The 20,045-nt window shown below is 77.2% G+C and carries 13 protein-coding genes; 5 read left to right on the plus strand and 8 right to left on the minus strand.

Annotated features, from left to right (window positions below; all coding sequences use genetic code 11):
* Window positions 1-276: 276 nt before the first annotated feature.
* From BLQ97_RS08105 to BLQ97_RS08115, 3 genes are all read left to right on the plus strand, one after another.
* Window positions 277-981 carry a 50S ribosomal protein L25/general stress protein Ctc gene (locus tag BLQ97_RS08105; RefSeq protein WP_091364988.1) on the plus strand — a complete coding sequence of 235 codons (705 nt, stop codon included), beginning with the start codon at window positions 277-279 and terminating at the stop codon, window positions 979-981.
* A gap of 98 nt (window positions 982-1,079) precedes the next feature.
* A complete protein-coding gene (gene pth / locus BLQ97_RS08110) occupies window positions 1,080-1,637 on the plus strand; it encodes an aminoacyl-tRNA hydrolase (protein WP_217637135.1) in 558 nt (185 codons plus the stop codon).
* A gap of 184 nt (window positions 1,638-1,821) precedes the next feature.
* On the plus strand, window positions 1,822-3,333 hold the full coding sequence (locus BLQ97_RS08115; RefSeq protein WP_281181384.1) for a sugar transferase: 1,512 nt from the start codon (window positions 1,822-1,824) through the stop codon (window positions 3,331-3,333).
* 58 nt (window positions 3,334-3,391) lie between these two features.
* Here BLQ97_RS08115 and BLQ97_RS08120 read toward each other — a convergent pair whose 3' ends face one another.
* The 4 genes from BLQ97_RS08120 to BLQ97_RS08135 form a co-directional block, all read right to left on the minus strand.
* Window positions 3,392-3,898, minus strand: a complete 507-nt coding sequence (locus BLQ97_RS08120) for a SixA phosphatase family protein (RefSeq protein WP_091364991.1) — start codon at window positions 3,896-3,898, stop codon at window positions 3,392-3,394.
* 244 nt (window positions 3,899-4,142) lie between these two features.
* Window positions 4,143-8,192, minus strand: a complete 4,050-nt coding sequence (locus BLQ97_RS08125) for a PKD domain-containing protein (RefSeq protein ID WP_139173524.1) — start codon at window positions 8,190-8,192, stop codon at window positions 4,143-4,145.
* A gap of 158 nt (window positions 8,193-8,350) precedes the next feature.
* A complete protein-coding gene (locus BLQ97_RS08130) occupies window positions 8,351-9,187 on the minus strand; it encodes an SGNH/GDSL hydrolase family protein (protein WP_091364996.1) in 837 nt (278 codons plus the stop codon).
* Window positions 9,187-10,506, minus strand: a complete 1,320-nt coding sequence (locus tag BLQ97_RS08135; RefSeq protein ID WP_091364997.1) for a UDP-glucose dehydrogenase family protein — start codon at window positions 10,504-10,506, stop codon at window positions 9,187-9,189. The genes BLQ97_RS08130 and BLQ97_RS08135 overlap by 1 nt, the downstream gene beginning before the upstream one ends.
* A gap of 279 nt (window positions 10,507-10,785) precedes the next feature.
* Here BLQ97_RS08135 and BLQ97_RS08140 point away from each other — a divergent pair, with 279 nt between their 5' ends.
* Together BLQ97_RS08140 and BLQ97_RS08145 are read left to right on the plus strand one after the other, a co-directional pair.
* Window positions 10,786-12,162: a tyrosine-protein kinase domain-containing protein gene (locus BLQ97_RS08140; RefSeq protein ID WP_091364999.1), complete on the plus strand. Its 1,377-nt coding sequence runs from the start codon at window positions 10,786-10,788 to the stop codon at window positions 12,160-12,162.
* Window positions 12,159-12,788 (plus strand): arsenate reductase/protein-tyrosine-phosphatase family protein, encoded by a 630-nt coding sequence (locus BLQ97_RS08145; protein ID WP_091365001.1) that lies wholly within the window; start codon window positions 12,159-12,161, stop codon window positions 12,786-12,788. Before BLQ97_RS08140 ends, BLQ97_RS08145 begins: the two co-directional genes overlap by 4 nt.
* 12 nt (window positions 12,789-12,800) lie before the next feature.
* On the opposite strand, the gene BLQ97_RS08150 is transcribed toward BLQ97_RS08145, so the two are convergent.
* The 4 genes from BLQ97_RS08150 to BLQ97_RS08165 all read right to left on the minus strand — a co-directional run bounded on the left by BLQ97_RS08150 (window position 12,801) and on the right by BLQ97_RS08165 (window position 20,020).
* Window positions 12,801-15,776, minus strand: a complete 2,976-nt coding sequence (locus BLQ97_RS08150; RefSeq protein WP_091365002.1) for an acetoacetate--CoA ligase — start codon at window positions 15,774-15,776, stop codon at window positions 12,801-12,803.
* Window positions 15,773-16,495 (minus strand): 4'-phosphopantetheinyl transferase family protein, encoded by a 723-nt coding sequence (locus BLQ97_RS08155; RefSeq protein ID WP_091365004.1) that lies wholly within the window; start codon window positions 16,493-16,495, stop codon window positions 15,773-15,775. Before BLQ97_RS08155 ends, BLQ97_RS08150 begins: the two co-directional genes overlap by 4 nt.
* 76 nt (window positions 16,496-16,571) lie before the next feature.
* Window positions 16,572-18,122 (minus strand): oligosaccharide flippase family protein, encoded by a 1,551-nt coding sequence (locus tag BLQ97_RS08160; RefSeq protein ID WP_091365005.1) that lies wholly within the window; start codon window positions 18,120-18,122, stop codon window positions 16,572-16,574.
* The gene (locus BLQ97_RS08165) at window positions 18,119-20,020 is read right to left on the minus strand and encodes a hypothetical protein (RefSeq protein ID WP_091365007.1); all 1,902 of its coding nucleotides are present in this window, start codon (window positions 20,018-20,020) and stop codon (window positions 18,119-18,121) included. Before BLQ97_RS08165 ends, BLQ97_RS08160 begins: the two co-directional genes overlap by 4 nt.
* Window positions 20,021-20,045 lie beyond the last annotated feature (25 nt).

The raw sequence follows: 20,045 nt of genomic DNA on the forward strand, positions 1-20,045 counted from the left end.
CTGAGCCCCACCCGTCCGACGTCGGGGGACCCTCCGGGCTCCCGCTCCGCCGGACCCGCTTCGCGGAGTGCCTGGCCCGTCCCGCCTCGGGGGACCCTCCGGGCCCCCGCTCGACGGGACCGCTGCGCGTCTCCCGCGGCTCACCGCGTATCCTCGGTACTGCCCGGCGAGGGAGCGGTCCGCCCGACTCCGTGATCGACGTGCGTGTGCTCCTCCCGAGGTGTGCCGCGCGCGGCCGCCGGCCCACCGGCCGATCCACCTGAGGAGCACACCACCGTGGCTGACTTCCGCCTCGTCGCCGAGGCCCGCACCGAGTTCGGCAAGGGCAGCGCCCGCCGGACCCGCCGCGCGGGCCGCATCCCCGCCGTCCTCTACGGGCACGGCCAGGACGTCGTCCACCTGTCGCTGCCGGCGCTGGAGTTCGCCGCCGTGCTGCGCAACGGCGGGACCAACGCCCTCATCACCGTCGTCCTCGACGGCCAGGAGCAGCTCGCGCTCACCAAGTCGGTGCAGCGCGACCCGCTGACCCGCGTGCACGAGCACGTCGACCTGCTCGTCGTCCGCCGCGGTGAGCGCGTGACCGTCGACGTCCCCGTCGTCGTCGTGGGCGAGGCCGCCGCCGAGACCCTGGTCAGCGTCGAGCTGAACACCGTCTCGGTCGAGGCGCCGGCCACCTCGATCCCCGAGTCGGTCGAGGTCGACGTCACCGGCCGCGAGGCCGGCAACGGCGTCACCGCCGCCGAGCTGTCCCTGACCGGTGGCGCCACCGTGCTCACCGACCCCGAGGCGCTGGTCGTCAACGTCATGGCCGCCCCGACCGCCGAGCAGCTCGACGCCGAGCTCGCCGAGGCCGAGGCCGAGGCCGGCATCGAGCGCGAGGAGTCCGCGCCCGCCGAGGAGGGCGTCGGCGAGGGCGACGTCGTCCCCGAGCCGCTGGCGCAGGGCAGCGGCGAGTCGGTCGAGTCGACCGAGAACAGCTGAGGTCCCCGCTGACCGAGAGCACGACCCGCAGGGGCGCCGGCACCGCCGGCGCCCCTGCGGCGTCCGCTCCCTCCGAGGGGCCCTTCCTCGTCGTCGGCCTGGGCAACCCCGGCCCGGGCTACGCGGGCAACCGGCACAACGTCGGCGCCGTGGTCCTCGACGAGCTCGCCGCCCGGATCGGCACGCGGCTGTCCCCGGGCAAGGGCAAGCGGGCCCGGACGCTGGTCGGCGAGGGCCGGCTGGCCGGCCGCCGCGTCGTCCTGGCCCGGCCGACGACGTACATGAACGAGTCCGGCGGCCCCGTCCGCGGCCTGCTCGACTACCACTCGATCCCCGCCACCGACCTCGTCGTCGTCCACGACGAGCTCGACATCCCCTTCGCCGCGGTCCGGCTCAAGCGCGGCGGCGGCGAGGGCGGGCACAACGGCCTGCGCTCGATCAGCCGGGCCACCGGCACCCGGGACTACCTGCGGGTGCGCGTCGGCATCGGCCGCCCGCCCGGCCGCCAGGACCCGGCCGACTTCGTGCTCAAGGACTTCTCCGCGACCGAGCGCAAGGAGCTCGACCTGCTCGTCGCCGAGGCCGCCGACGCCGCCGAGGAGCTCGTGGCCCTCGGTCTCGAGGCGGCGCAGAACGCGGTGCACCCCCGCAGCTGACCGGGGGACCCCGGCGTCACCTTCGGGTGAACCGTCACTCTCCGCATTGACCCTTCCATGACGCTCTGTGAGTGTTCTTGCTGCGTCGTGGGGGGACACGGCTCGCGGAGGACGCGAGCGCCGTGCACGGTCCGTAGCAGGCCCTCCTCCCGTGCACGCAGCGTGACGAGCGTGAGGGGGAGACGTGCTGCTGGACCACCTGGGTGCCGGACGGGGGACCGCGACCGCGGCGGTCGTGCCGGTGCCGCGCCTCGTGCCGGACGCCGTGGCCGTGGCGCCCGCGGCCGCCCGACCGGCCGGCGCGCGCCGCTGGGCCGGCCGCTACGCCGCGGCCCTGGTCGCCGGCGAGGTCGCCGCCGCGGCCACCGCCTCCGCCGCCGTGCTCCTGGCCCACTCCGCCGAGCTGACCGCCGGGTCGCCGCTGCTCTGGGCCGCCGGCGCCCTCCCGCTGTCGTGGCCGCTGCTGCTCCTGGGCACCGGCGCGCACGACGAGCGGGTCTTCGGCACCGGCAGCGAGGAGTACCGCCGCGTCGCCCGCGCCGGCTTCCTGCTGCTGGCGCTGGCCAGCCTCGTCTCCTACGTCGGCCAGCTCGAGCTCAGCCGCGCGCTGGTCCTCGTCGCCGTCCCCGCCCTCACCGCGGTCACCCTGCTCGTCCGCCTGGGCGCCCGGTGGCAGCTGCGCCGGCTGCGCGCGCGGGGGCGCTGCACGAAGCGGGTCGTCGTCGTCGGGCGGGGCGGGGCCGTGGCCGAGCTGGTCACCCGCCTGCGCCGCGAGCGCGCCGCCGGGCTGGAGGTCGTCGCCGCCTGCGTGACGCCGGAGAGCCGCGCGCGGGTGGCCGACGCGCTCGGGGTGCCGGTCGGCGGGCTCGACGACGTCGCCGAGACCGCAGCCCGGCTCGGCGCCGACACCATCGCGGTCACCTCCGCCAGCGAGACGGCCGCGGAGTACCTGCGCCGGCTGTCCTGGCAGCTCGAGGGCACCGGGGTCGAGCTGCTCGTGGCCCCCGGGCTGATCGAGGTGGCCGGGCCCCGGCTGCACATCCGCCCGTTCGAGGGCCTGCCGCTGCTCTCCGTCGAGCAGCCCCGCTTCGAGGGGTGGCAGCGGGTGGTCAAGGGGGGCCTGGACCGGGTCGCCGCGGCGCTCGCGATCGTCCTCGTCGCCCCCGTGCTGCTGGCCATCGCCGCGGCCGTCAAGCTGACCAGCCCCGGGCCGCTGCTCTACCGCCAGGAGCGGGTCGGCGTGAACGGCCGGTCGTTCACGATGTACAAGTTCCGCAGCATGGTCGTCGACGCCGACCGGCAGGTCGACGCGCTGCGGACGCAGAACATCTCCGACGGGCTGCTGTTCAAGGTGCGCGCCGACCCCCGGGTGACCCCCGTCGGCCGGCTGCTGCGGCGGCTCTCCCTCGACGAGCTGCCCCAGCTGCTCAACGTGCTGGGCGGCACCATGTCGCTGGTCGGGCCGCGGCCGCCGCTGCCGAGCGAGGTCGCCCGCTACGACAGCTCGGTGCACCGCCGGCTGCTGGTCAAGCCCGGCCTGACCGGCCTCTGGCAGGTGTCCGGCCGCAGCGACCTGCCCTGGGAGGAGGCCGTGCGCCTGGACCTCCGCTACGTCGAGAACTGGTCGCTGACCATGGACCTGCTCATCCTGGTCCGGACCGTGCGTGCCGTCCTCGGCCGCTCCGGGGCCTACTGACCCCACCTCGAGCTCGCCCGGCTCCCGCACCGACCCGTCGGTGCGGGAGCCGCTGCGTTCAGCCGACGGGGAGGGCGACCTCACCGAGCGTGGCCCCACCCGGCCCGAGCGCCGACCAGGGGGTGGCGAGCAGGAGCACCGCCACCCCGCCGGCCGGGAACCCGGCGCGGACGTCGCTGCGGGCGGCCGGGTCGCCCCGGCCGTCGTCGAGGGTGGCCGCCAGCTCCCCGACCGACGGGGCGTGCCCGACGACGGCGAGCGTCCGCACGTCCTCGGGGACCTCCCCGAGCACCGCGAGCAGCGCCGGCACGGTGTTGTCCCAGACGCGCTCGTCGACGACCGGCCGCGGGTCCGGTCCCAGCGCCGTGGCCGCCCGCTCCCAGGTCTGCACCGCCCGCCGGGCGGGGGAGAGGACCACCCGGTCGGGCTCCAGCCCGGACCGCGCCAGCCAGGCCCCGATCCCCGCGGCCTGCTGGGCGCCCCGGTCGGTCAGCGGCCGCTCGGCGTCGACCGGGCCGGCGGCCGCCTGCGCGTGGCGGACGAGGACGAGTCGGTGCGGCTGCACCGGTCGAGTCTGGCACCGCCCGCCGCAGCGCACCGGGGGCCGGGCCACCGACCGCCGGCTCGGCCCCGTCGACGTCACGCGCCCGCGACGGGACGACCAGCAGCCTGCGAGGCCCCGGACCCCGCAGCCCGCGAGGCCCCGGACCTGCGACCTGGACCCCGGGACCCCGGGGTCCGGGGACGCACGACGGGTCCGGCTCCGCGGCGACGGACGCCGCGGAGCCGGACCCGTGCCGGTCAGGCGGTCAGGCGGCCGGGCGCAGGGCCACCAGCCACCCGCCGACGGCGGTCGCCTTGGGCAGCCGCCAGGTGACGCTGCCGCTGGGCCCCGCGCCGGTCGTGGCGCGGGCGGCCAGCTCGGCGGCCTGGGCGCCGCTGCTCTCCCCGAGCTCGGTCCACCCGCTCGGCGGCTCGATGCCGGCCGCCGAGCTGTCCAGGCCGATGCCCCCGACGAGCAGGGCGCCCGGGGTGACGGTGCTGACCCCGGGGAGGGTCAGGCCGGTCGCGGTGAAGGTGCGGTCCACCGCGGTCACCGGCGCGGTGTCGAGCGGCGTGGTCCGGTCGACCCCGCGGAAGCTGCCCACGACCGCGCCCCACTTCTGCGCGGCCGACAGCCGCCAGGTGTAGGACGCCGGCTCCGCGGCGGCGCTGGCCACCACGTGCGAGTAGACGAAGACCCGCGCACCGCCGCCGATCGAGACCGGCGCCGAGAGCACCGGGGTCCAGCCGGCCGGCGCGCTGCTGACCGTCGGGCCGCCGTCCGCGGTCACCTGCACGAGGAGGACGTCGCCGTCGGCGATCCCCGCCGGGCGGGGCACCGTCACGTCCGGCACGGCGGTCAGCGACACCGCCGTCACCGCGGGGCCGGGGGTCACGGGCCCGCCGGCCGGCGGCGGGGTGCCCGGCTCGGTCACGGTGACCGTGGCGGTGGCCGGGGCGCTGGTCCCGGTCGCGTTCGTGGCGGTGAGGCGGACCGTGTACGTGCCCGGCGCGGTGTAGGTGTGCGCCGGGTTCCGGGTGGTCGCGGTGGTGCCGTCGCCGAGGTCCCACGCCCAGGAGGTGGGGCTCCCGGTGGAGGTGTCGGTGAACTGCACCGCCAGCGGTGCCGGGCCACCGGTCACCGAGGTGGTGAACGACGCGGTCGGGGCCACCGGGCCCGGCGGCGGTGTGGCCGGGCCGGACGCCGGCCGCAGCGCGCGCAGCCAGCCGCCGGAGGCGGTGCCCTTGCCCAGGGTCCACGTCGCCGGGCCGGTCGCGCCGGGTGCGGCCGTGGTGCGGTGCGCCAGCTCGGCGACCTGGGCGCCGGAGCTCTCCCAGGCCTCGGTCATCCCGGCCGGCGGCGTCACCGCGGTCGCCGAGCTGTCCAGCCCGATGCCGCCGACGAGCAGCGCACCGGCCGTCGTCGTGGTCACGCCGGGCACGGTGAGCGCGGCCGAGGTGTACCCGGTCTGCACGGCGGTGCTCGCCGGCGAGTCGAACGGGGTGGTGGTGTCCACGCCGCGGAACGCGGTCATCCCGGCGTTCCACTTCTGGGCGGCGGAGAGCTGCCACGTCCAGGACGCCGGCTCGGCGGCCGGGTCGCCCACGACGTGCGCGTAGGCGAACAGGCGGGCGCCGCTGTGCACCGCGACCGGCGCGGTCAGCACCGGCGTCCACCCGGCCGGGACGGTGGCCACCGACGGGGCCCCGTTCGCGGTCACCTGGGCGACGAGCACGTCACCGGCGGCGACGCCCGCGGGGCGGGGGACGGTCACCGCGGTCCCGGCGGTGGCGCCGGTCGCGGTCGTGGACGCGCCCACCGAGATGCCCGCGGGCGGCGGCGGGGGCGGCGCCGTGACGGTCACCGTCGCGGTGGCCGGGGCGCTCTCGCCGACGGCGTTGGTGGCGGTGAGGCGGACCGTGTACGTGCCCGGCGCGGTGTAGGTGTGCGCCACCTCCCGGGTCGTGGCGGTGGTGCCGTCCCCGAGATCCCACGCCCAGGACGTCGGCCCGCCGGTGGAGGTGTCGGTGAACTGCACCGCCAGCGGCGCCGGGCCCTCGGTCACCGAGGTGCTGAAGGACGCCGTCGGCGGCGCGGGCACCGGGCGCAGCGCGCGGACCCAGCCGCCCGCGGCGGTCGCCCGGCCCAGGGTCCAGGTCAGGTCGCCGGTCGGGCCGGCCGCGGCGGTCTGCCGGGTGGCCAGCTCCGACACCTGGCCGCCCGTGCTCTCCCAGGCCTCGGTCCACGCCGCGGGCGGGGTGACGCCGGCGGTGAGGTTGTCCAGGCCGAGGCCGCCGACGAGCAGCGCGCCGTCGGTGACGGTGGTCAGGCCGGGGACGGTGAGCCGGGTCGCCGCGTAGGTGGTGTCGACCGCGGTGCTCAGCGGGGTGTCGAAGGGGGTCTCGGGGTCGGCGCCGGTGAAGGCGGTCATGCCGCCGCCCCACCGCTGTGCCGCCGACAGCGTCCAGGTCGCGGTGGCCGGCTCGGTGGCCGGGTCCCCGACGACCCGGTGGTAGGCGAACACCCGGGCGCCGCTGCCGAGGGCCAGCGGCCGGGTCAGCAGGGGGGTCCAGCCGGTGGGGACGGCCGCCATCGTGGGCGCGGCGTCGGCGGTGATCTGCGCGACCAGCACGGTCCCGGCGGTCAGCCCCGCGGGCAGCGGGAGGGTGACCTCCGCGGCGGCCGTCGTCGCGGCCGCGGTGGTCGACGCGCCCGCCGTGACGACGCCGCTGGCGGTCGCCGCGGCGGTCACCGTGACGGTGGCGGTGGCCGGGGTGCTCGAGCCCGTCGCGTTGGTGGCGACGAGGGTGACCGTGTACGTGCCCGGCGCGGTGTAGGTGTGTGCCGGGTTGCGGGTGGTCGCGGTGGTCCCGTCACCGAGGTCCCACGCCCACGAGGTCGGCGTCCCGGTGGAGGTGTCGGTGAACTGCACCGGCAGCGGGGCCGACCCGGACGTCGTGGAGGTGGTGAACGACGCGACGGGGGCCACCGGCGCCGCCGGCACGGCGGCGAGGTCGGCGTGCCAGTAGCGCTGGGTGGCCTTCTGGCTGGCCAGGACGACGATGCCGCTGGCCGCGGTGACGCTCTGCTTGGTGCCGGTGACGTCGTTCATGTTGGCCGAGGCGACGTCGCGGATCACCGGGGTGCCGCGCCCCGCGGCGAAGACCGGGTCGGCCATCGGCGCGGTCTTGTCGTAGATGGTGCCGGGCGCGCCGGCGAAGGGGCACCCGCCGCTGGTGGGCGCCGTGGCCAGGACGTGGACGGTCTGGTGCTCCTCGTCCAGGATCAGCAGCGGCCGGGTGTGGCAGTCGGCCAGCGTGCCGACCGTCGTCGCCGACCACGCACCGGTGCCCGGCTTGAAGCTCAGCAGCCGGATCTGCGGGTCGGTGGGCGCGGCCGTCGGGTCCCCGTCGAGGCTGGTCTTGACCACCGCGAACACCCGGCCGGAGGTGTCGGCCTGCACCGCCTTGATGTTCAGGTGGTCGTCGGCCTGCCGGTTCCCGCGGATGGCGGCACTGCCCCGCCACGAGGTGCGGGAGGTGCCGTCGTCGTGGACCGCCCAGTACACGGTGCCGTCGAGCTGGTTGCTCCACAGCAGCCCGATGCGGTTGCGGCCGAAGGCCACCACGCTGGAGACGTCGTCCTGCGACACGGCCGACCCGGCCACCGGGACGACGAACGGCGTCCCCCAGCTGCTGTCGCTGCCGGTGGTGGAGTTGACGTACACCGAGCTCGTGTAGCCGCCGCCCGCGGCCGCGCTGACCTGCGTCCAGGTGGCCCACAGGGTGCCGGTGGAGTCCTTGTCGATGGTGAGGGACTCGCTGGAGTACTGGGTGATGGCCACGGGGAAGCCGGCGTCGAGCCGGTAGCCGCGGTCGGCCGACCAGCTGTAGCGGTAGAGCCGGGCCGGGCTGTTGCCCAGGGACGGGGTGGCGCTGGTGTCGCTGGAGAGGCTCACCACGTGCGAGGCGACGTAGAGCCGCGTGCCGTCCCACAGCACGTCGGCCAGCGTGTTCGGCCGGTCGTCGACCTGCACGCCGGTGTCGACCCACTGCTGGGTCGCCCGGTCCAGCCGGAAGAGGTGCCAGGTCCCCGACTCCGTGTGGAACATGTTCGCCCACCACGAGCCCTGCGCGAACCAGAGCTTGCTCTGCGGCTTGTCGGACGTCGGCACGTAGGAGGCGCCGGCGTACGAGGGCCCCGGGTACCCGACGTCCCCCGTCGCCGCGCTCGCCCGGTCGGGACCGACGACCAGGCCGCCGACCGCCAGGAGGGCGGCGAGGACGACCACGACCAGACTGCGGACTGCGCGCACGAGTGTTGCTCCCCCGTCGTTGCACCGACCCGTGGGCGGCGCTCGGACGGCGTCCCGCTCCACGGATGATCTCGATCGACGCTAGGTGACCGAGAGTGAGCGTCGCGTCCCCCCGCGAGGTGACACCCGCGCGGGGCGGGCCCGCCGGCCCGGCCCGCTCAGAGGTCGAGGACCGCCAGCATCGCCTCGGCGATGGCGGCGTGTCCCGCGTCGTTGGGGTGGAACTGGTCGCGGACCGCCCCGCTGGCCAGCACCGACCCCTCGGGCCCGCGCAGCGTCTCGTCGACGTAGAGCGGGCTGAGCGGGACCACGACGCCGCCGTGATCGGCGCAGACCGGCCGCAGCTCGCGGTCGAGGGGGGTGGCGAGCTCCGGGCCGTTCCACACGCCGTCACACAGCAGCGTGGCGTCGGGGGCCAGCGCGCGGACGCCGTCGAGCAGCGCCGCGTAGTCCGCGCCGAACTCGGCCGCGGTGAGGGCGACCGAGTCGTTGGCGCCGACCTCGACGACCACCAGGTCGAACGGCCCGGACACCCCGGGCAGGTCCTCCGCCGCCTCGGCCGCGCTCCAGCCGGGGCCGCCGACGGTGGCGGTCTCGACCGGCCCGCCGGCCGACAGCGCGGCGGTGACGCGGGCCCGGTAGGTCAGGCTCTCGTCGCTGGCGAAGGAGCCCCACATCAGCGAGTCGCCGATGAACAGCACCCGCAGGGCCCGGTCGGCCGGCCGCGGCACCGGGACGGCCGCCCGGGTGGACGGGGCCGGCCCGGTGGCGGCGGGTTCGGTGGCGGCGGGCCCGGTGGCGGTGGACCCGGTGCCGGTCGGCTCGGCGGCACCGGCCGCGGGGACCGTGTCCTGCCGCAGGGCCGAGGGGCCGACGACGGCGAGGCCGGCCAGGCACAGCGCCATGGCGGCGAGGGCCCAGGCCGGCGGCCGCTCCCACCGCCCGCCCCGGGAGCGGTGGGTCCGGCCGTCGGGGGAGGCGTGCCGGGCGCGCATCAGTCGGTCCGGCGGCCGAGGGCCCGGTAGGTCCAGCCGGCGGCGGTCCAGGCCTCGCGGTCGAGGGCGTTGCGCCCGTCGAGCACCCGCTTCTGGCGCACCACGGTCCCGAAAGCGGCCGGGTCGAGCTCGCGGTACTGGCGCCACTCGGTGAGCACCAGCACCGCATCCGCGCCGGCGGCGGCCTCCTCCGGGGTGGGCGCGTAGTCCAGCTGCGGCCACAGCCGGCGGGCGTTGTCCACCGCCGCCGGGTCGGTCACCCGCACCACCGCGCCCTGCAGCTGCAGCTGGGCGGCGACGTTGAGCGCCGGGGAGTCGCGGATGTCGTCGCTGTCGGGCTTGAACGCCGCGCCGAGGACGGCGACGTGCTTGCCGAGCAGCGATCCGTCGAGCACCTCGCGGGCCAGCTCCACCATCCGGATGCGCCGGCGCATGTTGATGTTGTCCACCTCGCGCAGGAACGTCAGCGCCTGATCGGCCCCGAGCTCGCCGGCGCGGGCCATGAAGGCGCGGATGTCCTTGGGCAGGCAGCCGCCGCCGAAGCCGAGGCCGGCGTTGAGGAACTTCCGCCCGATGCGGTCGTCGTAGCCGATGGCGTCGGCGAGCTGCTTGACGTCGGCGCCGGTGGCCTCGCACAGCTCGGCCATCGCGTTGATGAAGGAGATCTTGGTGGCCAGGAAGGAGTTGGCGGCGGTCTTGACCATCTCGGCGGTGGCGAAGTCGGTGGTCACCTTCGGGGTCCCCCGCGCCACGATGGGGGCGTACACCGCATCGAGGAGGCGCTCGGCGGTCGCGCCGTCGTCCCCGGCGGGCAGGCCGTACACCAGCCGGTCGGGCTCGAGGGTGTCGTGGACGGCGAAGCCCTCGCGGAGGAACTCCGGGTTCCACGCCAGCAGCGCCCCGGGCACCTTCTCGCCGACCAGCTCCGCCAGCCGCGCCGCGGTGCCCACCGGCACCGTGGACTTGCCCACCACCAGGTCGCCGGGGGCCAGGACGCCCAGCAGCGACTCCACGGCCTCCTGCACGTAGCGCAGGTCGGCGGCGTACTCCCCGCGCTTCTGCGGGGTGCCCACGCACACGAAGTGCACCTGCGCGCCGGCGGCCTCGGTCACGTCGGTGGAGAACCGCAGCCGCCCGGTGGCCAGCGTGCGGGCCAGCAGCTCCTCGAAGCCCGGCTCGTAGAACGGCGCGCGCGCCTCGTTCAGCGCCGCGGTCTTCGGCCCGTCGACGTCGATGCCGACCACCTCGTGCCCCAGCTCGGCCATCGACGCGGCGTGCACCGCCCCGAGGTAGCCACACCCGACCACCGAGATCCTCATCGACACGGACTCCCCCTGAACGACCCGGTCCGCCGACCGAGCGGCCGGCGGCGCACCCGGCGGACGCCGGGCGGCGAGCCGGGATCGTGACACCCCGGGGAGCCCCCAGGAAGGCGGCGGGAGGGGGAGGCGGGCGTGGGGCCCCCGGAAACAACCCCTAGGGGGGAGGCCTCCGGGAGGAGCGGGTCCGGCCGGTGCGGCCGCACCTATCGTCCGTCGGGCGCGGCTCGGGCCGCGGGCCGTCCGGCCACATCCGACTCGGGGGAACGAGGACGCACGATGAACTTCGGTGAGCTGCTCCGGGCGCTGCGGCGAGGGTGGTGGATGCCGGTGCTGGGCCTCCTCCTCGGAGGGGTGGCCGCCGTGGCCGTCACCGCGGGCACCACGCCCGTCTACACCTCGCACACGCAGCTGTTCGTGGCCACGACCGACTCGACGTCCACCGCCGAGGCGTTCCAGGGCAACCAGTTCGCGGAGAAGCGCATCGCCTCCTACGCCGAGCTGCTGACCAGCCAGGAGCTGGCCGCCCGGGTGGTCGCCGAGCTCGACCTGGCCGAGACCCCGGCCCAGCTGGCCGCCCGCGTCGAGGCGGCGCCGGTGTCCGGCACGGTGGTCCTCGACGTCAGCGTCACCGACCCCTCGCCCGGCCAGGCGCAGCGGATCGCCCGCACGGTCGCCGACGAGTTCATCGCGGCGGTGGCGGAGCTGGAGACCCCGGCCGGCTCCCTGACGTCGCCGGTGCGGGTCACCGTCTTCGGCGCCGCGGACCTGCCCCGCTCGCCCAGCGCGCCGCAGCCGGTGCTCGACCTCGCCGTCGGCCTGGTCGTCGGCCTGGCCCTGGGCGCGGCCACCGCGGTCGTCCGGGCCCGGCTGGACCGCTCGCTCAAGGACCCCGACGAGGTGACCGAGCTGGCCGGCGCGCCGGTCATCGGCGTCGTCCTCCGCGACGACGAGCTGCAGCAGCGGCACCGGGTGGACCTGCAGGGCTCGAGCCGCTCGGCCGAGGCCTACCGGCACCTGCAGACCAACCTGCAGTTCCTCGACGTCGACACGCCCCCGCGGGTGCTCGTGGTCTCCAGCGCCATGCCGTCGGAGGGGAAGACGACGGTCGCGGTCAACCTCGCGCTCGCCCTGGCCGACGCCGGGCAGCGGGTGGTGCTCATCGAGGCCGACCTGCGCCGGCCGCGGGTGACGAGCTACCTCGGCCTGGTCACCGGGGTGGGCCTGACCAACGTCCTGACCGGGCGGGCGCACGTCGAGGACGTGGCCCAGCCCGTCGGTGAGGACGGCGGCCTCGTCGTCGTCGGCGCCGGCCCGACGGCGCCCAACCCGGCCCAGCTGCTCGCCTCCGGCGCCATGCGCGCCCTGCTCGAGCACCTCCGGGAGACCCACGACTACGTCGTCCTCGACGCCCCGCCGATGCTGCCCGTCGCCGACGCGACCGGCCTGGCCGTCCTCGCCGACGGCGTCCTGCTCTCCGTGCGGCACGGCAGCACGACGCGGGAGCAGCTGCAGCGGACCCGCGCCACGCTCGACCGCGTGGGCGCCCGGACGGTCGGCACCGTCCTGAACATCGTCCCGGTGCGGGACGACGTCAGCGCGGCCTACGGCTACAGCGCCGAGTACGGCGCCGCGCCGGCGACCGCCGCGCGGTGACCGGCCCCCGGCCCGTGGGTGCCGCGGAGCCGGCCCCCGCGGCCGCGTTCCGGCTGCTGTTCGTCTGCACGGGCAACATCTGCCGGTCCGCGGCCGCGGAGCGGCTGGCCCGGCGGCGGCTCGAGGAGCTCCTCGGGCCGGCCGCCTCCGGCGTCCAGGTGCACAGCGCGGGGACGCGGGCGGTGGTCGGCGCCGCGGTCCACCCGCACACCGCCGCGGCCGTGCGCGCGCTCGGCGGGGACGTCGAGGGGTTCACCGCCCGCCGGCTGCGCGCGCCGTTGGTCGCCGCGGCGGACCTGGTGCTGACGATGACGCGCGAGCACCGGCAGTCCGTGCTCGCCCTCGAGCCGCGGGCGCTGTCCCGGACCTTCACCCTCCGCGAGGCGGCCGACCTGGCGCGGCTGGCCGAGGGGTCCCCGGAGCTCCCCGGGACGCCCGGCGGCGACCCGCGCGAGCTCGTGGGCCGGCTGGCCGCGGCCCGTCGCCTGCGGGCCGGTGGTGCGGGGGACGACGTCGACGACCCGATCAGCGGGCCCCCGGAGGCGCACACCCGTGCCGTCGAGGACGTCGCGGGGGCCCTGGCACCGGTCCTCGACCACGTCCTGCGCTGCCCGGCGGTGCGCTGACGCCGGCTCCCGTCAGGCGGCCGAGCGCCGCAGGGCCGCGGAGAAGCGGGCGGCCAGCTCCGGGGTGTGCTCGGCGGCCAGCAGGTCGTCGTGCGCGCCGGGGACGTCGACGACGGTCAGGTCCGGTGCGACCCGCCGCCACGCGTACAGGTGGTTCAGGACGACGGGCGGTCGCCGGCGGGCCCGGAAGTAGCTCACCGGCCCCGGGTGGCGGCTCCAGCGGTGCGCGTGGAACAGCTCCTCGCCGCGGGCCAGCTCCCGGTCCGGGGCCGTCGCGGGCGCCGGGGAGGCGGCGCGGCGACGGCGGAGCAGCCGGTCGGCGACCCGCCGGCGGAACTGGCCGGCCGTGACCTCCCCCATGCCCGGCAGGGTGTGCGCCAGCCTCCCGGCCAGGTGGTAGAGCCGCCGGGCGCCGTCCGACAGCTGGCTGCTCGGCGGGAGCGTGTCGAGCAGGCCGAGGAAGGTGACCTCGCGGCCGCGGGCGGTCAGCAAGCCCGCCATCTCGAAGGCCACCAGCCCGCCGAAGGAGTAGCCCGCCAGCCGCACCGGACCGTCGGGGACCAGCGCGGTGAGCGTCTCCACGTGCCGGCGGGCGAGGTCGGCCAGGGACAGCGTGCCGACCGCGTGCCCGGTGCCGGGGTGCGCGGTCAGGCCGTACACCGGGGCGTCGGTCTCCAGCGCCTGGACCAGCGACCGGTAGAGGTCGGTGTCGCCGTGGACCCCGTGCACGAAGACCAGCGGCGGGACGCCGGCGGCCCCCTCGCGGAGGCGCTCGACCGCGTCGGCCGGTGCGGGGTCGGCGGCCAGCGCCGCCCGCAGCCCCCGGACGGTGGGGTCGGCGAGGAAGTCGTCCATGCCGATCGGCCGGCCCAGCTCCCCGCGCAGCCGGCGCAGCAGCGTCATCGACTGCCGCGACGTGCCGCCGGCGTCGAAGAAGTGCGTCCCCTCGTCCACCGGGGCGTGCAGCACCTCGGCGAACGCCCGCGCGACGCCGTCGGGAATGTCGTCCACGGCCTCGCGGCGGGCCGCGTCGGCCCGCGCCGCCTGCTGCGCCGCCGTGGCGATCCCGGCCAGGCTGGCCGGGTTCCGCAGCGCGGCCAGGTTGCGCACCGGGACGCCGTCGAGCGTGTCCCGGGCCGCGCGCTCGGACTTCTTGCCGTTGTGCGTCACCGGCAGGTCCTCGACCTGCAGCACCAGCGAGGGCACGTGCGCCGCGGAGCCCTGCCGCCGCAGGACGGCGCGGACCCGCTGCGCCAGGTCGTCGTCCAGCGTCGTGCCCGGGGTCAGGACGACGAGCAGGACGAGCCGGGCCGCGCCGGGGCGGGTCGGGTCCTGCTGCTCCAGCGCCATCGCGTCGGCGACCTCGGGCAGCCGGCGCACGATGGTGTAGATCTCCGACGGCCCGATCCGGATGCCGTCGATGTTGAGCACCCCGTCGGAGCGGCCGTGCACCCGCGCCGAGCCGTCGGCGGCGATCTCGATGCGGTCCCCGTGGGTCCACACGCCCGGGTGGTCGGCGAAGTAGGCCTCGTGGAAGCGCCGGCCGTCGGGGTCGGCGAGGAAGCCGACCGGCCGCGACGGGAACGGACGGCGGCAGACGAGCTCGCCGACCTCCCCGAGCACCGGGACGCCGGCGTCGTCGAGCGCGGCCACGTCCAGGCCGAGGCTCAGCGCCTGCGAGCGCCCCCGCTGCACCGGCAGCTCCGGGTGGCCGAGGACGAAGCAGCCGACGATGTCCGTGCCGCCGGAGACCGACTGCAGGGGCACGTCGCCCACGGCGTCGGCCAGCCAGTCGAACTGCCAGTCGTGCAGGACCGCGCCGGTCGACAGGACCGCCCGGAGCGCCCGCAGGTCCACCGCGTCGCGGGGGCGGTAGCCCTCGTCCTGGCACAGCTGCAGGTACGCGGGGCTGGTGCCGAAGACGGTGACGCCGTGCTCGGCGACCAGCCGCCACAGCGTCTCCGGCCCGTCGACCGGGCCGTCGTAGAGGACGACGTGCGCGCCCACGGCCAGCGCGGAGAGCTGCCAGTTCCACATCATCCAGGCGGTGGTGGTGTGGAAGTACAGGACGTCCCCGCGCCGCAGGTCGCCGTGCAGGCGGTGCTCCTTGACGTGCTCGAGCAGCGAGCCGCCCGCGCCGTGGACCATCGCCTTCGGCGGGCCGGTGGTGCCGGAGGAGAACATCACCCACAGCGGGTGGTCGAACGGCAGTCGCGGCCAGTCCTCCGGCGCGGCGCCGTCCGGCACCGCGGCGACCAGCTCGGCCAGGCGGGCGACCGGCACGCCGCCGACGGCAGCGAGCGGCTCGTCGTCCAGCACCAGCACCTGCCGCACCTCGGGCAGGCCGGCGACCAGCGCGGCCACCCCGTCGCCGTCGGCGCCGGCGCCGGTGCCGGTGCGGTCGACGAGCAGGACCGCCGGGCGGACCTGCCCGAAGCGGCCTAGCAGCGTGCCCGGTCCCATGTCCGGGGTCGCCGAGGACAGCGTCGCGCCGATCGCGGCCACCGCGAGGGCGGCGACGACCGTGCCCGCGTGGTTGGGGGCGACGCTCGCCACGGTGTCGCTGGGCCCGACGCCCGCGGTGCGCAGCGCGGCGGCGGTGCGCGCGACGGCGCTGCGCAGCTCGCCCCGGGTGAGGTGCTCGGCCGGGCGGGTGGCGTGCACGGAGGTCAGGGCCGGCGCGTCGTCGTCGCCCAGCGGGCAGAGGACGTTCTCGGCGTAGTTCAGCCGGACGCCGGGGAAGAACCGGGCGGTCTCGACGTCGTCGCCGGTGCAGACCGGCTCGCTCGTGCCCTCCCACAGCAGACCCGACCAGTGCAGGAGGGCCTGCCAGAACTCGCGGGAGGACGACACCGAGAACTCGTGCAGCGCCGTGGCGCCGCGCAGCTCGCGGCCGGCCAGCTGCTCGCACACCGCGCGGAAGGACGCCAGCTGCGGCTCGCCCGGCGCGGCGCGCCCCACCCCGGGCGCCGTGGTCGACCGGGTCACCACGGGCTCCTCTCCTCGATGACCGGGACGACGGGCCGGCCGGTGGCCAGGCTGGCCAGGTGGCCGTCGGGCACCGGCACGGCCACCAGCTCCCACGCGCCGGCCCGGCCCGCGTCCCCGCCGGGGGTGGGCACGGTCGCCGGGTCCCGGCGCAGCCCCACGCCCTCCGCCTTGAGCACGGCCTCCTTCTGGGTCCACCGGCGGGTCAGCGCGCCGGCCCGCTCCGCCGGGGGCAGCGCGGCGACGGCGGCCACCTCGGCGGGCGCGAGCCAGCCCTCGGCGGCGGCGTCGCGCCAGTCCTGCTCCCGCTGGGGCTCGACGTCCACGCCGACCCGGGTCCCGTGCGCGACGGCGACCAGCGCCAGTCCGTCGCCGGTCGAGCAGGAGACGTCCAGGCCGGATCCGGCGGCGGCGCCGGCGAGGACGGGGCGGCCGTCGCGCCGGTCCAGCGGGACCTCGCCGGGCGCCGTCGCGAGGAGCTCCCCGAGGACCTCCCGCAGCACCGCCCGCACGAGCACCCGACGACGGCGGACCGCCGGGGTGCCGCGCTCGGCACGCGCCCGCTCGGCGGAGCTCAGCAGCGCGGCGGCCCGCGGGACGTCCCAGCGGCCGTCGGTCAGGTCGAGCAGCCACACGTCACAGGTGACCCGGCGGCTGCTCCGGCCACGGTCCCGGACCGCGGGCGGGGTCGTCGCGGTCCGCTGGGTGAGGAGGGGCATCGGTCCCCGAACGTAGGCCCTGACCGGCCGGGCGGCCACCCTCCCCCCCGGTTCCCGGGGACCCGTGCGGGGGACGTCACACGCCCGGACGGGTGCGCGGGGGTCGGCCCGGCGGTGCCGGGCGGGACCGTGCGGCGGCCAGGACCGACAGCTCGTCGCGGAACAGCCGCCGGGAGGCGAGCAGGGCCGCACCGGCCGCCAGCAGGCCGCTCACCACGGTGCCGAGGACGACGACCGCGTCGGGCGTGGACGGGCGCAGCAGCGCGGCCGCGGGCCAGGCGGCCGCGGCGGTGGCGACGGCGACCGGCAGCGACCGCGCGTAGCTGCGCAGCACCCGCCCGACCAGGCCGGGGCTGATCCGCGCCGAGAAGACCAGCATCGTGGCGAAGTGCGCGACGATCGCGACGGACGCCCCGACGGCGACCCCGGGAACACCCCACGCGCTGCCGACCGCGCAGCCGACCGTGACCTCGGCCGCGTACAGCCACTGGCGCCACGCACCCCCGAGGACCGCGCCGGTGGCCCGGGTGAGGGAACCGCTGATCTTGTAGGCGGTGCGCGGCAGGAGCACCACGGCGAAGACCTGCAGCGGCAGGACCACCGACGTCCAGCCCGGGCCCAGCAGGACCGCGACCACCTCGGGGGCGAGGACGAGGAGCAGCACGCTGACCGGGAGGGTGAGCAGGGCCACCAACGACCCGGCCAGGACGTAGGCCCGGGCGAGCCGGTCGCGGTCGTCCTGGATCCGCGACAGGGCCGGGAAGAGCACCTTGTCCGCGACGGTCCCGATGAGGTTCGCGGGCTGGACCAGCAGCTGGTAGGCGCGCGAGTAGGCGCCGAGGGCGGCGGGGCCGAGCGTGGAGGTGACCACGAGGTTGTCCCCGTTGAGGCCGACCCAGTTGCCCAGCTGGGCCAGCGAGTAGGCCGACCCGAACCCCAGGACCCGGCGCGCCGACCGGACCGCCACCGGCCAGGACGGCGGTCGCACCGGGTGGCGGACCAGCGCGTACGCCCCCACGGCCGTCACCAGCGCCTGGACCACCTGCCCCCACACCAGCGCCGCCGCACCCGCTCCGGCGGAGGCCAGGGCGACGGTCGTGCCGAGGTACCCGACGCCGTAGGCGCCCAGCTCGACCAGCACGAGGGCGCGGAAGCGCAGCTGCCGCTGCAGCAGGCCCAGGGACACCGAGCCCAGTCCGCCGAGGACCAGGACGACCGACAGCAGCCGCAGGAACCAGGAGTCGGCCGGCAGGCCGACGAGGGGGCCGATGACGGGGGCGGCCAGGAACAGCGCCGCGGCCAGCAGCACGCCCAGCCCGGCGGCCACGGAGAAGGCGGTGGCCACGTCCTCGTCGCGCAGCTGCCGCGACTGCACGAGGGCCGGGCCGATGCCCAGCTGCCCGAGCACCACGGCCAGGCCCATCACCACGGTGGCCGCCACCGCGGTGCCGAACTCCTCGGCGGTCAGCAGCCGCGACAGGACGACGATCGAGACGAGCTGCAGCAGCGCCTGCCCGAGCGCGCCGACCATCGACCAGGACAGCCCCCGGACGGCCGAGCGGGCCAGGGACCGGTCGGGCCCCGGAGCGGCGGGCGCGGCCGGGTCGGCGGTGTCCGGGGGGCTCACCCGCGCAGCGACGCGACGCCGACGACGGCGCCGCGGGCGGCCCGCCGGGCCGCGCGCAGCACCCGCGGGCGGCTGCGCTTGACCGCCGTCCGCAGGGTGAGCAGCAGCCACGCCAGGGCCATCCCCGGCTCGGCGAGCGGCGCGACGGCCCACGCCGGCCGGGTCAGCAGCAGCCGCCGCGGCACCCCGGTGACCCGGGGGGAGAACACGGTGAGGACGGCGCCGGCGGAGGAACTGACGCCCAGCGGCGTGTCGACGTCCGGCGACCGGTCGTCCCGTCCGCGGACGGTCGGCGAGTCGAGCAGCGCGGGCCGCTCGCCCGGGAACGCCTGCAGGAACTCCCAGTCGATGACCTTCAGGCCCTCGACCGCGTCGCTCACCAGGTTCAGCGGCGTGAGGTCGAGCAGGAAGCCGCCGCGCTCGTGCACGGTCCGGGCGAGCCGGGCCAGCGCGCGGCTGGTCGCCGGCGTGAGCTGGGCGTGCGGGCCGTCGGGGAGGGGACGCCGGACGTGCGCCCGGGTGTCGGTGTAGCGCGGCGACAGCAGCCAGGTGTCGCCGGCCTCCAGCAGGGCGGGCACCTCGGGGAGGTCGGCGAGCTCGGTGCGGGCCCGCAGCTCCCGCTCCAGGAACCGGCGGGCGCCGGGGTGGAATACCTTGCAGACGCACTTCCCGAACTCGGGGTGGTCGACGACCGCGGTCACCGCGCGGCGCCGCCCGCTGGGCAGCAGCTCCACGACCGGGTACGGGAAGGCCGTCGCGGCGCGCAGTTCGGCGATCCGCGCGCGCAGCCCGGCCACGAGAGCGGGGTCGTCGAGGGCGTCGAGGTAGTCCAGCGCCTGCCGGGCGTTGTCCGAGCTGTGCAGCGGGTTGAACCGCGCCCCCGCCGGCCGCCCGGCCAGCAGCCGGCGGCGGACGGCGAGCTTCGAGGCGGTCACCCGCTCCGGCGAGGAGGTCGCCCCCTCGACGACGGCGGCGAGGTCGAACGCGACGACGTAGGCGGCCGGCCCGCCGCCGCTGACGGCGAAGGGACCGGCGCCCCAGTTGCCGCCCCGCACCCGGGCGCGGACCCGCGCCGCCTGCGCGGGGTCGAGCGGCACGGTGGCCAGGGGCTCCCAGCCCTCGCGGACCAGCTCCGCGCGCACCCGGTCGAGCAGCCCGGCCGCCTGCTCCCGCACCACGAAGACGGCGAGCCCGGGGAGGTCGGCGTCGGCGGGTCCGAACTCGCGCTCCAGGGCGTCGCGCAGCCACGGGTTGGCCTCGGCGAGCTTCTCCAGGGTGTCCAGCGGCGGGCGCAGCCCGCTCGCCGCCAGGTGCGCGTCGAGGTCGGCCAGGGTGAGCCGGACCGACAGCCCGGCGTCGGCGGCCAGACCGCCGAGCACCGCGACGTAGTCGTGCTCGGGAGAACCGGTCGCGGGGGACCCGCCGGGCTCGGCGGGCAGCCCCGACCGCAGCCCCTTGTGGTAGGCGACGTGGTAGGCCATCGAGTCGAAGTGGTCGGCCGGGGAGGGCACCCGGTAGCGCCCCCGCCACAGGACGGCGCGGTCGAGCACGCGGGCGGCCAGCGCGGGGGAGAGGTACGGGATCCCGCGGAAGTCCGAGCCCGGGAGCCCGGTCTCGGAGTAGACGTCGAACGCCTGCCGCGCCGGCGCCACCCGGTGCGACGCCAGCAGCGACCGCAGCCGCGGCAGGTCCTCGTCGGCCACCAGGACGTCGACGTCCTCCCCGGGCTCGACGTCCGGCAGCGTCTCGAACCAGCGGAGGACGGCGTAGCGCACCCCCTGGCGGTTGAGCTCGTCGAAGAACTGCTCGAGCGAGAGCCCGGCCCGCAGGTGCCGGCGGGTCGCCTCGCGCGGGGCCAGCAGGCCCAGTCCCACCCCGGTCAGCACGCGTCCGTCCATCCCACTTCCCCCGTGTCCCGCCGAC

The sequence above is a fragment of the Geodermatophilus telluris genome (assembly GCF_900102745.1).
Lineage (GTDB): Bacteria > Actinomycetota > Actinomycetes > Mycobacteriales > Geodermatophilaceae > Geodermatophilus > Geodermatophilus telluris.

Bases quoted from the DNA above. Each gene is read 5' to 3' on its own strand.
- BLQ97_RS08130 (WP_091364996.1), bottom strand. From the start codon at position 9,187: ATGCGCGCCCGGCACGCCTCCCCCGACGGCCGGACCCACCGCTCCCGG.
- BLQ97_RS08135 (WP_091364997.1), bottom strand. From the start codon at position 10,506: ATGAGGATCTCGGTGGTCGGGTGTGGCTACCTCGGGGCGGTGCACGCC.
- BLQ97_RS08140 (WP_091364999.1), top strand. From the start codon at position 10,786: ATGAACTTCGGTGAGCTGCTCCGGGCGCTGCGGCGAGGGTGGTGGATG.
- BLQ97_RS08155 (WP_091365004.1), bottom strand. From the start codon at position 16,495: ATGCCCCTCCTCACCCAGCGGACCGCGACGACCCCGCCCGCGGTCCGG.
- BLQ97_RS08165 (WP_091365007.1), bottom strand. From the start codon at position 20,020: ATGGACGGACGCGTGCTGACCGGGGTGGGACTGGGCCTGCTGGCCCCG.